This is a genomic window from Paraburkholderia humisilvae, assembly GCF_902859855.1.
GTDB classification, from domain to species: Bacteria; Pseudomonadota; Gammaproteobacteria; order Burkholderiales; family Burkholderiaceae; genus Paraburkholderia; species Paraburkholderia humisilvae.
The window spans coordinates 117,159-131,066 of record NZ_CADIKH010000004.1; the positions used below are offsets into that span (position 1 = coordinate 117,159).

At 65.1% G+C, this 13,908-nt stretch carries 11 protein-coding genes; 4 read left to right on the plus strand and 7 right to left on the minus strand.

Annotated features, from left to right (window positions below):
• The first annotated feature begins 19 nt into the window (after positions 1-19).
• The 3 genes from HV796_RS05145 to HV796_RS05155 all read left to right on the plus strand — a co-directional run bounded on the left by HV796_RS05145 (position 20) and on the right by HV796_RS05155 (position 2,516).
• Positions 20-232: a hypothetical protein gene (locus HV796_RS05145; protein ID WP_175225383.1), complete on the plus strand. Its 213-nt coding sequence runs from the start codon at positions 20-22 to the stop codon at positions 230-232.
• Positions 233-423: 191 nt separating this feature from the next.
• Complete coding sequence (locus tag HV796_RS05150) at positions 424-1,101, plus strand: heavy metal response regulator transcription factor (protein WP_175225384.1); 678 nt, start codon at positions 424-426, stop codon at positions 1,099-1,101.
• Positions 1,101-2,516, plus strand: coding sequence for a heavy metal sensor histidine kinase (locus HV796_RS05155; RefSeq protein WP_175225385.1), 1,416 nt, complete (start codon positions 1,101-1,103; stop codon positions 2,514-2,516). Before HV796_RS05150 ends, HV796_RS05155 begins: the two co-directional genes overlap by 1 nt.
• Here HV796_RS05155 and HV796_RS05160 read toward each other — a convergent pair.
• From HV796_RS05160 to HV796_RS05170, 3 genes are read right to left on the minus strand one after another with little or no spacing between them, the layout of a single operon-like run.
• Positions 2,491-4,086, minus strand: a complete 1,596-nt coding sequence (locus HV796_RS05160) for an efflux transporter outer membrane subunit (protein ID WP_246355704.1) — start codon at positions 4,084-4,086, stop codon at positions 2,491-2,493. The two genes, HV796_RS05155 and HV796_RS05160, sit on opposite strands and share 26 nt — an antisense overlap.
• Positions 4,083-5,330: an efflux RND transporter periplasmic adaptor subunit gene (locus tag HV796_RS05165; protein WP_175225386.1), complete on the minus strand. Its 1,248-nt coding sequence runs from the start codon at positions 5,328-5,330 to the stop codon at positions 4,083-4,085. Before HV796_RS05165 ends, HV796_RS05160 begins: the two co-directional genes overlap by 4 nt.
• Before the next feature lie 45 nt (positions 5,331-5,375).
• Positions 5,376-8,567, minus strand: coding sequence for an efflux RND transporter permease subunit (locus HV796_RS05170; protein WP_175225387.1), 3,192 nt, complete (start codon positions 8,565-8,567; stop codon positions 5,376-5,378).
• 245 nt (positions 8,568-8,812) lie between these two features.
• Here HV796_RS05170 and HV796_RS05175 point away from each other — a divergent pair, with 245 nt between their 5' ends.
• On the plus strand, positions 8,813-9,145 hold the full coding sequence (locus tag HV796_RS05175; protein ID WP_175225388.1) for a DUF4148 domain-containing protein: 333 nt from the start codon (positions 8,813-8,815) through the stop codon (positions 9,143-9,145).
• Positions 9,146-9,281: 136 nt separating this feature from the next.
• On the opposite strand, the gene HV796_RS05180 is transcribed toward HV796_RS05175, so the two are convergent.
• From HV796_RS05180 to HV796_RS05195, 4 genes are all read right to left on the minus strand, one after another.
• Positions 9,282-9,809 carry a c-type cytochrome gene (locus HV796_RS05180; protein ID WP_175225389.1) on the minus strand — a complete coding sequence of 176 codons (528 nt, stop codon included), beginning with the start codon at positions 9,807-9,809 and terminating at the stop codon, positions 9,282-9,284.
• Positions 9,810-10,101: 292 nt separating this feature from the next.
• Complete coding sequence (locus HV796_RS05185) at positions 10,102-11,097, minus strand: helix-turn-helix domain-containing GNAT family N-acetyltransferase (protein ID WP_175225390.1); 996 nt, start codon at positions 11,095-11,097, stop codon at positions 10,102-10,104.
• A gap of 163 nt (positions 11,098-11,260) precedes the next feature.
• Positions 11,261-12,334: an alpha/beta hydrolase family protein gene (locus HV796_RS05190; protein WP_175225391.1), complete on the minus strand. Its 1,074-nt coding sequence runs from the start codon at positions 12,332-12,334 to the stop codon at positions 11,261-11,263.
• 114 nt (positions 12,335-12,448) lie between these two features.
• Positions 12,449-13,807, minus strand: coding sequence for an MFS transporter (locus HV796_RS05195; protein ID WP_175225392.1), 1,359 nt, complete (start codon positions 13,805-13,807; stop codon positions 12,449-12,451).
• Between the last annotated feature and the right edge of the window lie 101 nt (positions 13,808-13,908).

The window sequence follows — 13,908 nt, forward strand, 5'->3', positions numbered from 1 at the left end:
CCCTCCTCAACGATCAGGTATGCCTATCTGCCCCCACGCGAGCAGCAGCACGACCGTCACCTCGTTCAAAGCCATTTTCCGCCCGTTCCGGTTCCGCCGCTTTCTATCAGGGATGCCTCCCGACCACGCGGCCGCTCGACCCGACGTCATCGGTCGCGGCGCGTCGCAAATGCGTCGCAATCACCAGAAGGAAACGCAGCGGGAAGCCCCCGATGAAGCGCAGCAAAAGTGACCGGTGAAGCACGATTCCTGTCCAGAACGCACGCCGCGACACACCGCACGGACCCGCGCGGCCATGCTCCGTTTAAAATGGACTGCTCGCCGCACCGCCGCCGCGTTTGCGCGGGTCCCGCGGGCCCGCCCCAACGCGCGCGACGAACCCGTCATTCAACGAAAGCCGTTCAGCGTTTTGCAAGGTATTCCATGCGCATTCTGGTCGTCGAAGACGAGCCCAAGACGGGCGCCTATCTGAAGAAAGGGCTGGAAGAATCCGGCTATAGCGTCGATGTCGCGACCGACGGCGCCGACGGTCTGATCCTCGCGCAGGAAGAAGACTACGACGTGATCGTGCTGGACGTGATGCTGCCGACGATGGACGGCTGGGCCGTTCTGAAAACCTTGCGCGCGACCCGCTCGACACCGGTACTGTTCCTCACCGCGCGCGACGACGTCGACGACCGCGTGCGAGGCCTCGAACTCGGCGGCGACGACTATCTCGTCAAACCGTTCGCGTTCGTCGAATTGCTTGCACGCGTGCGCACGCTCGCGCGCCGTGGGCCGCCGCGCGAAAGCGAACTGCTGAAAGTTGGCGACCTCGAAATCGACGTGAACCGGCGCCGCGTGAAGCGAGGCGCCACCCGCATCGACCTGACGCCGCGCGAATTCTCGCTGCTGCAGCTGCTCGCGCGCCGCCAGGGCGAAGTGCTGAGCCGCACACAAATCGCCTCGTACGTGTGGGACATGAACTTCGACAGCGATACGAACGTCGTCGAAGTCGCGATCCGCCGGCTGCGCGCGAAGATCGACGACCGCTACGACGTCAAGCTGATCCAGACGGTACGCGGCGTCGGCTACGTGATCGACTATAAAGAGTCCGATTGATGGCCGGCCGCTCGCTGACCACCACGCTCGCGCTCGCATTTGCCGGGACCACGATCGCGGTGTTCGCGCTCGTCGGCAGCGTGCTCTACTTCGCGCTCGAAAAGCAGGTGACGCAACAGGACGACGACGAGATCGTGCTTGCCGCACGCCACACGCGGCGCCTCACGAACGAGCTGCGCTCCGCCGACGACGTACGCACGCACGCGGACCGTCTGACGAGCCAGGTGCTCGGCAATGCCGCGCTGTCGATGGCCGTGCGCGACGCGAACGGCACGATGCTGCTCAGCCACAACGCAGAAGGCGGCACGACGTCGATGATCGAGCCGCTGGTCGCGACGCAGCGGGTCGCGCCGTCCGCGCGCATCACCCATACCGCAATCGTCGAGGCGCAGCGCGACGCGCGATTACCGGTGCGCGGGCTCGCGGCCGAAGCGTCGCTGGCGGACGGCAGCGCGGTGACCATCGTGATCGCGCGCGACATGACCGACCGCTGGATCCTGCTCGATCACTATCGCGACCGCCTGTACGGCGCCGGCTTCGGCGGCATGCTGCTCGCGTTCCTGATGAGCTGGATGCTGGTGCATGAATCGCTGCGGCCGTTGCGCCAGCTTGCCGCGCACGCGGCACAGGTGACCGTGGACCGGCTGCATGCGCGGATGAACATTGACAACGCGCCCCGCGAGCTCGCGGTGGTGATCGCGTCGCTCAACGCGATGCTCGACCGGCTCGCCGGCGGCTTTCAGCGGATGTCGCAGTACACCGCCGATCTCGCGCACGATATGCGTACGCCGCTCGCGAATCTGCGCGGCTCGAACGAAGTCGCACTCGCGCGGCCGCGCAGTGCCGAAGAATACCAGGCGGTACTCGAATCGAACCTCGAGGAATGCGAGCGCCTGTCGCGCATGATCGAAAGCGTGCTGTTTCTCGCGCGCGCCGAGCATCCGCAGTTCGTCACGCATATGAAAACGCTCGACGCACGCGAGGAGCTCCAGCGTGTCGCCGACTACTTCGAAGGGATCGCCGACGATGCCGGTGTGCAGGTACGCGTCACGGGCAGCGGTGCGGTCCGTGCCGATCCGGAGTTATTCCGCCGTGCGGTGTCGAACCTGCTGGCCAACGCGATACGGCACACGCCGCGCGAGCGCGAGATCGAGCTCAGCGCCGCGGCGGCCGCGACCGCGTTGCGCATCACGGTTGCGAATCAGGGCTCGCATATCGATCCGTCCGCGCTCGAACGGGTATTCGACCGGTTCTACCGCGCGGACCCGGCGCGCCACAACGCGCCGGCGGGCCCGGCATCGACGGGTCTCGGTCTGGCCATCGTCCGCACGATCATGGAATTGCACGGCGGCAATGCCTATGCCGAGAGCGACGCAGCCAGCACGCGCTTTATTCTGAATTTCCCGAAGACGTAAGGACCGCGCGATCCCATCCGCCGCCCAGCGCTCTCAACAACTGCACGCTGGCGTCGATGCGGCGCGCGTCGATCTGGTCGACGGTGCGCTCGTTCGTGAGCGCGATCGTCTGCGCCGTGACGACGTCGAGGTAGCTGACCGCGCCCGCATTGAACTGGTTCGTCGTCAGTTGCAGCGAGCGCTGCGCGGCGCTGGCCGCGAGCTGCTGGCTTTGCGCTTCGCTCGCGAGCGTCGATAGCGCGGACAGCTGGTCTTCGACCTGCTGGAACGCGACCAGCACCGTTTGCCGATAGTCGGCGACCACGCCGTCGTACTGCGCATGCGCGCCTTGCAGCGCCGCATCGCGGCGGCCGCCGTCGATCAGTGTGCCGGCGAGCTGCGCGCCGAGTGACCAGAACAGACTGGGCGCAGTCAGCCACGGCGCGAAGAATGTGCTTTCGAGGCCGGCGCTCGCGGACAGCGTGAGACTCGGGTAGTACGCGGCGCGCGCCTCGCCGATCTGCGCGTTCGCCTCGCCGACGCGCCGCTCAGCCGCCGCGATATCGGGCCGGCGCTCGAGCAATTGCGACGGCAGCCCGGGCGGGATAGTGGGCACCGGCACCGCCGTGGTGTCCGGCGCAATCGTGAAGGTCGATGCCGGCTCGCCGATCAGCGTCGCGATTGCGTGCTGCAACTGCGCGCGCTGCACGTCGATGTCGGTGTCCTGCGTGCGCGTGCTTTCCAGCTGCGTTTGCGCCTGCGCGAGCACCGACGCATCGACCACCCCCATCTGGAATTTTTGCTGGGCGATCTTCAGCGCGGCCGCATAGGCCGTCACGGTGTCGTCGAGCAGCTTCTTCTGGATGTCGAGCGCGCGCAGATCAAAGTAGTCGGCGGCAAGGTCCGCGCTCACTGACAGACGCACCCCGTCGAGATCGGCTTGAGACGCCTGCGCCTCGTCGCGCGCGCCGACCACCGAATCGCGTACCCGGCCGAACAGGTCCGGCTCCCAACTCGCGTTCAGGCCGACCGAGTAATCGGGCAGCGTCAGACCCGCCTTCGACGTGTGCTTGACGTTCTGCGACGTGCGGAAACGCTGCGCGGCTGTCCCCGCCGTGACCGTCGGAAAGAAGCCCGAGCGCTGATACGCAACCATCGAGCGCGCCTGCTCCAGCTGCGCGATCGCTTTCTTCACCGTCTGGTTCGACACGTCGACACGCGCTTCCAGACGGTTCAGCTCCGGGTCGTTGAACACGGTCCACCATGGGCCGCGCGGCGCGGCATCGCCGGGTTCGGCAAGCGACCAGCCGTTGGTCGGTTGCGGCGTCGCCGGTGCGCCCGCGAAGTGGGCCGGCACCGCGACAGCGGGCTTCGTGTAGGCCGGCAGCGTCGAGCAGGCCGCGAGCGACGCGGCAAGCCATCCGGCAAGCACCGCGCGCGGCGCGATGCGCGTCGGTGCGTCCCTCAGGCTCAGTGCGCCTCTCAGTGCGCCTCTCAGTGCTCCCGTCAGCGCGGCCTCGCACTTGCGCATCCCTGACACAGGCAGGTTCGTCATCATCCGCTCCTGGTTCTCCGCACCGGTTCGTCTCATTGGCTCGCCATGCCCGCGCCCGACGCCGTCGCTTCGATCGTCACCGGTTCGCCCGTCACGATTGCGTCGCCGGGGTTGTTGATCACGCGATCCGTGGTCGAGAACCCTGCCGCAATTTCGACATAGGTGCCAAAGTCGCGGCCGATCGTCACCGTTTTCAACTGCACCTTGTTATCGGGGCCGGCCAGCGCGACGGTCACACCATTCGGCCGGAACAGCAGCGCGCTGACCGGCAATTCGAGTGCCGGGTTCGCCGAGTCCAGTTGCAGATGCACCTGCGCATACGAACCCGGCAGCAACGCACCGTCCCGGTTATCGACGTCGACTTCGACGCGCAGCGTGCGGCTGACCGGATCGATCGCGTCCGCGCTGCGCGCGACCTTCGCGTCGAAATGCCGCCCTGGGTACTGCTGGATCGTCAGATAGACAGGCGTGCCCGGCTTGACCTCGCTTGCATCGTTCTCCGGCACGTCGATGTACACCCGCAGCGTGCTCGTCTGTTCGACATGGAACAGCTCGCCGGGCATGGCCGCGAGCCCCGGCGCGCCGCCCGCGGTGACAAGCGAGCCGATGTCGACATTGCGTGCGGTCACGACGCCGTCGAACGGCGCGGTCACCTTTTCGTATGACACCAGCTCCGCCAGCCGCGCCACGTTCGCCTGTGCCGATGCGAGAATCGAGCGCTTCGCCTCCATGTCGCTCGTTTTCAGATCGGCGTCCTGTTGGGCGACCGATTGCGTCTTCAGCAGCGCCTGCCAGCGCTGCGCGGTCGTGTTCGCATACGCGTAGTTCGCCTGTGCGGTCGCTTCATCCGCGCGCGCCTGGCGCAATTGCGCGTCGAGCTCCGGCGTTTCGATCACGGCCAGCGTCTCGCCCGCTTTGACCTGTGCGCCGATGTCGGTGTACCAGTGCGTCACGTAGCCGCTGGTGCGCGCGTAGATCGACGCATCCGCATAGGGCATCACCGAGCCCGGCAGCAGCAGTTCGCTCGACGCGGGTGCAGGCTTGGGCGCGACAACCGACACCGGCAATGCGCGTTGTGCGGCGAGCTGGTCGGTCAGCGCGCGCTTCGCTTCGAGCCGCGGCACCAGACCGATCGCGAGCAGCACCGCCGCCAGTCCGCCCACCACGAGCAATGCGTGATAGCGCCGCCGCACGGCCGGTTGCGGTGCGTCGCCGTCCGCCCCGGGTGGACTGTCTTGTATCGATTGTTCGAGTTCGGTATCGGTATCGGGGGTATTCATCGCGGTTCCTTGGCGAAGAGGCGTTGCGAGCAGATAGCGGGTTGATCACGCATGCGCGGAAGACGTGTGGTCGATAGCACGCGCCGCCTTGCGCTTCGCGAGCCAGCTATGCACCATGCCGAACACCACCGGCACGAAGATCAGCGTCGACATCGTGCCGGCGGCGAGGCCGCCGATCACCGCGCGGCCGAGCGGCGCATTCTGCTCGCCGCCGTCGCCAAGACCCAGCGCCATCGGCAGCATGCCGATCAGCATCGCGAGCGCGGTCATCAGCACCGGGCGGAAGCGGCTGAAGCCCGCGTCGAGTGCGGCGTCGAGTGGCGGCACGCCGGCGGCGAGCTTCTCGCGCGCAGTGTTGATCACCAGAATGCTGTTCGCGGTCGCGATGCCAATGCACAGGATCGTCCCCGTCAGCGCGGGCACGCTCAACGTCGTATGAGTGGCGAACAGCATCCACGAGATGCCGGCGAGCGAAGCCGGGTAGCCAGTCACGATAATCAGCGGATCGACCCACGACTGAAAATTCACGACCATCAGCAGGTAGACCAGCACGATCGCGAACACGAGCCCGAAGCCGAGGCCGGAAAACGATTCGTTCATCGACTGCACCTGGCCGCGCACCACGATCGACGAGCCCGGCGGCAACTGTGCGCGCGCATCGTCCACGAGTTTGGTGACGTCCGATGCGACGCCGCCCAGATCGCGCCCCTGCGCCGACGCGAAGATGTCGAGCACCGGCTGCACGTTGTAGTGCGACACGACCGCCTGCTGCGTGCCGCGCGTCATCGTGCCAAGCGTGCCGAGCAGGTTCTGCGGGTTCACCTTCGGCGAGATGGTCGTGATCGGGATATTCGCGAGCGTCTGCAGCGAGTGGATATCGTATTGCGGCACTTCGGCCATCAACGGGTAGCTGACGCCGTTCTTCGGGTCGAGCCAGAAATTCGGCGAGGTTTGCGAACTGCCGGACAACGCGATCAGCAGGTTCTGCGCGACGTCTCGCTGCGTGAGGCCGGCCTGGATCGCCTTGGTGCGATCGACGTCGACGTTGATGGCCGGTTCGTCGCCGGGCTGCTGGATGCGCGCATCGACGAGGCCGCGCACGCCGCGCAGCTTCGCGAGCAGATGATTCGCGACCACCCGGTTCGCATCGAGCTTGTTGCCGACAATCTGCACGTCGATCGGCGCCGGCAGGCCGAAGTTCAGAATCTGGCTGACGATGTCCGCGGGCAGAAACGCAAACGTGACGCCGGGAAACGACGCGTTCAGCACATTGCGCAGCGTCGCGACGTATTGGGCGGTCGGCTTGTGGTCAGGCTTCAGCGAAATCAGGATGTCCGCATCTTCGGAACCGATCGGGTCCGACGAGTCGTAAGTCAGGTTGATGCCGCTGACCGGCACGCCGATGTTGTCGAGTATCGAGCCCTGCTCCGACGCCGGAATCACGGTGCGGATCTTTGCTTCGACTTCGTCGGTGAGGCGTGCGGTTTCCTCGATGCGGGTGCCGGTTGGTGCGCGCAGGTGCAAACGAATGTCGCCAGTATCGACGGCCGGAAAAAAGTCGCGGCCGATCAACGGCACCAGCACCAGCGAACCGACGCACACGAGCACGAACAACGGAATGAAACGGCGGCGCCGTTCAATCGCCTGCTCGAGCGCGCCGCGATAGAGATGACGCACCGTCTCGAAACGCTGTTCGAAGCCGGCCTGGAAGCGTGAGAACACCGCAAAGCGCCCTTGCGGCGCACCGGCTTCCTTGCTCCGCGCGCGCATCAGGTACATCGCAAGCGTTGGGATCAGCGTGCGCGAGAAAAAGTACGACGCACACATCGCAAATACCACCGCTTCCGCGAGCGGCACGAACAGGTATCGCGCAACGCCCGACAGCAGGAACATCGGCACGAATACGATGCAGATCGACAGCGTCGATACGAACGTCGGCACCGCGATTTCGCCGGAGCCGTTCAGGATCGCATCGTGCAACGGCGCGCCGTTCTCCAGGTGATGCGTGATGTTCTCGATCGCAACGGTCGCATCGTCCACCAGAATGCCGACCGCGAGCGCGAGTCCGCCCAGCGTCATGATGTTGATCGTTTCGCCCAGCGCCGACAGCGCGATCAGCGACGTCAACACCGCCAGCGGAATCGTGACCGCGATAATCAGCGTCGCACGCCAGCTGCCGAGAAAGAGCAGGATCATCGCGGCGGTCAGGCACGCGGCGATCGCGGCCTCGCGCACCACCCCGCTCACCGCCGACTTCACGAACACCGATTGATCCGACAGCGGCGTGATTTTCAGCGAACTCGGCAGACCGGCGGCGATATTCGGCAGCTTCGACTTCACCTGCTGGATGATCGTCAGCGTCGACGCGCTGCCGGTCTTTTCGATTTCCAGCAGCGCCGCGCGCTTGCCGTCGCTGCGCACGATATTGGTTTGCGGCGCATAGCCGTCGATCACATGCGCGACGTCGCGCACATAGACCACCCCGCCGTTCACGGTCTTGATCGGCAGGTTATTCAGTTCCGCGATCGTATCGGTGCTGCCGTTCAGCTCGACGTTGTATTCGCGCGTCCCGATCTTGGCGGTGCCGCCCGGCAGGATCAGATTCTGCGCGTTCACCGCATTGACGACGTCGAGCGGCGCGAGTCCCTTCGCCTGCAACGCGGCCGGATCGAGTTCGACCATCACCTGGCGGACCTTGCCGCCGAACGGCAGCGGCACGGCCGCGCCCTGCACGGTCGCGAGCTGCGTGCGGATAAAGCTGTTGCCGAGGTCGTACAGCTCCTGCTCCGGCAGCGTGTTGCTCGACAGACCCAGTTCGAGCACCGGCACGGTCGACGCGTTGTAGGTGATGATGTTCGGCGGCAGCGTGCCTGGCGGCAACAGGCGCAGCAGCGACTCGGAGTTCGACGACGCCTGGGCGACCGCGCGATTGATGTCGGCGCCCGGATGGAAGAACACCTTGACGACCGCGACGCCATTCAGCGATTGCGACTCGATGTGCTCGATATCGTCGACGTCCGTCGTCAGCGCGCGTTCGTAGATCGACGTGATCCGCTGCGCCATGTCCTGGGCGGACAAGCCGTTGAACGACCACACGATGCTGACCACCGGCACATTGATATTCGGAAAGATATCGGTCGGCGTGCGCAGGATCGCGAGCGGCCCCATGATGAAGAGCAGCACGGCCAGCACGATGAACGTATACGGACGCTTGAGCGCGAGCTTGACGATCCACATGGCTGGACTTCCTCGACGATAAACGGTGTGTCGGCCGCCCTCGCCGCCCGCTGCGGACACGAAGGCCTCGTGATGGCTAGCAGTGTGCGCAGCCCGCCATTACCCGATACCGACGCATTGATTACCGCTCTGTTATCTACGCGTCGCTGCCCGACATTACGGGTTCGTCATCTGGGCGTCAGGGTCTGGTCAACGTGCGTTTCCGACAATGAACGCGTTGTTCAACCACTCAGAAGGAACGCGTCATGAAATCGCTGATTCACGCTGTCGTCGCGGCATGCGCCGTCACCGCCACCACGCTCGTCTTCGCGCAGACGTCGACCGCTCCGGTCACGCGAGCCGAGGTGCGTGCGGATCTCGTGCAGGTCGAACAGGCCGGCTATCAGCCGGCCGGCAATCAAAGGGAGTATCCGCAGAACATTCAGGCAGCCGAGACGAAAGTGGCTGCACAGCAGGACTCAGCCACCACAGCCGTGGGCGGCGTGATGATGCCGGGATCGTCGGCGTCGGGCATGCGCGCGCCGGTCGTGCTGAGCGCGTCTGGAAACGATGCTGGTTCGGTCTACCAGCACCACTGAGGCGGCGCGTGAGGCGCGTACGCGATTCGCGTGCGCCGCCTCGCTCGCGAGGCCCACGCGCCAGCGGTCGCGATGCTGGTCACCGGCCGCCTCCGAACAGGCTGCGCGACGCAACATGCCGTCGCGCCCGCCTCATTCAGTTTGCCACTTTAAGCGCGTCGTATTGGTCTTTCGTGATGCCCCGGCCTTTATAGAGGAAGGCGGTCAGTTGCCAGATCGTGTCGTCGGATTGCGTCTTGCCGAATGCCGGCATCGCCGTCATGTTCACGCCGTGCTTGATCACCCAGAACATCAGCGGCGGATTGTTGCGGCGGGTTGCCGCGAGCAGGCTCGGCGCGGATGGTTGAATGCCCTGGCCGACCGGGCTTAGCGGCTGGCCGGGCGCGCCGTGGCACAGCGCGCAAGTCGAGTCGTACAGGCGAGCGCCCGCCCGGATATTCTCCAGCGACATCAGATCGGCCGGCGCCACATCCTTGCCGCCGTAGCGATGAAGCGACGCTTCGTAAGTCCGGTGCAGCATCCACGCAACGATCGGGTTGTCCTTTGAAGACGCCGAGACGTTGTAGATGCCGGAGTAAATGAAGGCGAAGCCTGCCGCGATGGACAGCACGAGCAATGCAACCGCCGTCGCGACAACGGTTGCGATTCGGGAACGAGTGGACATGCTGGTGGATACCTCTATGCGTGACCGGTTTAACGGATTGCGCGGCAACGGGTGACGAGCGCCGGACACCTGTCGGGTCGTCGCGGTGCGCCGGTCCCGTGCGCCGCGCATGGGGTCCGATAGTAAGGCGCGCCAGTTTTCCACCCGCCGTCACGCGGATTACCGTTTTGTTATCTTCGGGCGAAACGGATGGGCCCGATTACCGCACGCGACGCAGGATTTCCAATGTGCACGCGCGAACGCGCGTTCGGCACACACGCACAGCGGCAACGTATTCAGGATGGTGCCGCGCTCAGCCGCGCGGCTCGCCTCGCGACGGTCGATTGAAACGCTGCTCGACCACCGGCCTTCCCCAATGCGTGCCTTCGGCTTCGTGCGTCAGCGTAAAGCCCTCGGATTCGTACAGATGCCGCGCCGCGTCGAGTCCTTTGAACGTCCACAGGAAGGTTTCTTCGAAGCGCGCATCGACGAAGTCCAGCGCGTTCGTCAGCAGTCGGCGGCCGATGCCCGTGCCGCGCAATGCATCGTCGACGATAAACCAGCGCAAATGCGCGTGGCCGGTGGTTTCATCGCCGTCGATCGCGATCGACGCGAGCGTCCTGTCGTCTTCAACGTAACACCACAGTTCTTTGCCGCAGGCGGGCAACTTGTCCGCGAATTCGGCCAGTTCGGTCGCGACGCGTCGTTCGAAGAACGAGCCGAATCCCGATGCGCGCGCATAGTAGCGCCCGTGCAGGCCCGCGATATCGCCGATGCAGCCGGGCCGGTAGCCTGTCTCGATCTGACCGAGCGGGACCCGTTCGGATGCGTGACGCGTGGTCTTGCCTGCGTCGTTGTCGAGCGCGAGGGCATCCGCATACAGCGCGAGCGATCGCACGAGCGCCTGCTGGTCCTCCGGCACGAGTCTGCGCAACGCATTCGACACCTGGTCCGTCGCGAACCGGTCGATCTTTCTGCGCAGCTTCTGCCCTTCTTCGGTCAGATAGAGTTGCGACGAACGCGCATCGTCGCTGGCGGTTTGCCGGTACACGAGGCCCGCCGCTTCGAGCTTGGCCAGTTGCCGGCTGGTATTCGATTTGTCGAGCCGCAGCAGAGTGGCAAGGTCGCGCGCAGGCAGGCCCGGTGCGACACCGATCTCCAGAATGGCGTGACAGGCGGACGGCGCAAGCTCGCTATTGGCCAGCGTCGAGCGCATAAAACCCAGTTCGCGCACCAGCTTGCGCGAAAACTCGCGCAGTTCGAGGATGGTGCGCTCGCGCGGCTTCGCCGGTTGTTCAACGTAGTCCATCGGGCGTCTCCTGCACTTATATTGGTTGCGATACGCAACCAATATAAGTGCGCATCGCAGCTTGTTCAAGATTTTTTTCAGGGGATGGACAACGGCGCAGCGCGAGCGTGCGCTATCGCCGCCTGACTGCTGCGCGATCCGTCAATGCGCGACCCACGCGCGCTTATTGCGCAGCGCCGAGCTGCTCTTCAAAGAATGCGCGCGCCGCGTCGATCGTCAGCCGATGCACGTCGTCCTGGTGAGCGGACTGCTGACATACCGGTAGCGTCGCGCGACCCGCGTCCGTGCACGGGGAAAGGAAGTCGTCGTGTGTGACGCCGTCAAAGCGCGTCAACACCGCATGCGGTATCAGCTTTGCGGCGACCACACCGTTAGTCGCCGGCGGCGCAATCGTATCCGCATTGCCCAATACGATCTCCACAGGCACGCGCAGCGCCTCCAGGCTCGCGGGCTGCAACGAGGGCACAAGCGCCGGCGCCATCACGAACACCGCGCGCACATGCGCGATCGCATGATCGCTGCCGGCATCGGCGAATGCGGCGCGAATCTCCGGGCGCTCGATCGCGCGCTCGTAGTCCTGCAGCGTGGCCGCGAATTCGGGTTGCGGCAGGCACGTCGGATCGTCAGGGTGCGCATGACAGAACTGCAGCAGACGCGTCGGTTGAACACGCGCGCCCGCCGCGACCAGCGACGTATACCCGCCCGCCGAAAAGCCCGCGAGACCCAGCCGCGACAGATCGACGTGACGCCCGACGACCGGGTCTCGCGCGATCGCATCGAGCGCCACGCGCAAATCCTCCGCACGTTCCCACGATAGCAATGCGCCGGGCACGGTCATCGGATCGACGCCGTTGTTGCCGGGATGATCGACGGCGACGACGATATCGCCGTCGCGCGCGAGCGCAATGCCGAACCAGCCCATCACGCGCGCGCTGCCGCCAAAACCGTGCGACAGCAGAATGACCGGGCGCCGCGCGCCAGCCGCAAAGGGTGCGTCAGGCGCGGCCGAGCCTACGTTGAATAGCGGCTTCTGCGGCGGGCCGATCACGATGGGCCGCTCGACAGCGTCGTCAGTCGCCGGATACCAGACGGTAATGCGTAGCTCGGTGCGATGCTGCGCATCACGCAGGCTGGCCGTCGGATCGAACGCGACGCGATGCAGCTCGCCGACGGGTGCAGCGTAAGCCGCCGCTGCCACGGCCAGCATCAGCAGACATCCCGCAGTCTTGATCAGCATGTCGCGCATCCTGTCTCCTTATATTCGTTTTAGCTGATCGCGCAAACGCGCGCGCGCGGCATCCAACCGCTTAAAGACGGCCAGATACCGCGCGCTTTGAAACCGCCCACGAAGTCAGTCAGGCATCCCCTGCCCACGCGTCTCCGGCAGGAACCACGGCAGCACGATACCGAGCACATACACGGAGCCGAGCGCCAAGGCCGCTTGCGGCACGCCGCCGAACGATTTGATCATGCTGCCAGCGATAATCGGAAAGACCCATGCTATCAGCCGCGCGGCGTTAAACACGAAGCTGATCGCGGTCGAACGCACCGTGCTGGTAAACAATTCGCAAGGATAGATTGCCATCCACACGTACGCGCAGCCGAGCGTAAAGAAGCCGTTGATCGGCGCGATCACCATCATCGCTTCGACGCTCGACGTGAACTTGTACGTAATGACCGTCGTGAGCAGTGCGCCGACGAACGACAGTGACAAAAACATCTTGCGACCGATCGCATCGACGATAAAACCAGCCACCATATACGCGACGATCGCGCCGATCGTGTACGAGATCGACACTTTCGAACCCCACGACAGCGGATCCGCCACGCTTTCCGCTTTCGCAATCGCCACGGTAAACGTCGGCAGCCAGCTCGATATCGCCCACCAGCCGACGGTCGTGACGATCGACAGCACAAGCAGGATCAACGTGCGCCGTGCCGCTTCACGTTCGGTGAAAAGCTGCGCCAGCGTGAACGGCCGCTTGCTGTTCTGCGCCGCCGCGCGGCCGGCCGCCGGTTGCCCCGACGACGTTGCATTCCAGCGCTTTTCGCGCACCGCGCGCTGCCATTTCTCCGATTCGTTCACGCTGCGCCGGATATACAGCACAAACAGCGCGGGGACTGCGCCGAGCACGAACATCAAGCGCCAGGTTTCGGCGCCAAGCGGATGCAGCGTTGACATCGCATACCAGATCACGGCGGCGATCAGCGTGCCCCAGCCGAAGCCCGATTGCAGAAAGCCCGCGCCTTTCGCGCGCGCCTGCTCGGGCCACGTCTCGGATAGCAGCGCTATGCCCGTACTCCATTCGCTGCCCATCGCGAGGCCGGTCAGAAACCGGAGCGCGCATAAGGTCCAGACGGTATCGGACAATGCGGTGAAACCCGAGAACAGCGCATATAGCAGCACCGACCACAGCATCATCCGTTTGCGCCCGACGTAGTCAGCGAGGATGCCGCCGACCAGTCCACCGATGCCCCAACCGAGCAGCGTGATACCGATCACGACCCCGGCATAGACGGTCGTCGATGCGGCCTGCGCCGGCGTGAGCAACGAATGCAGCATCGGCCCGAGCACAACCACCAGTACAAGCGCCTCGTAGCCGTCGAAGATCCAGCCGAGAAAACTCGCGCGCAGCACGCGCCAGTGCGTCGCCGTCAGTCCGTCGTACCAGCGGCCTCGCGCGCCGACTGCAACCTGCCCTTGTTCCATCTACCTGTCTCCTTGTTGCGGTTCGGCTGGAGCACGCGTGTCGACCTTGTCGACACCTACCCCATGCAACTTCATCGCGTGATTGTTACCGGGACGGTCCA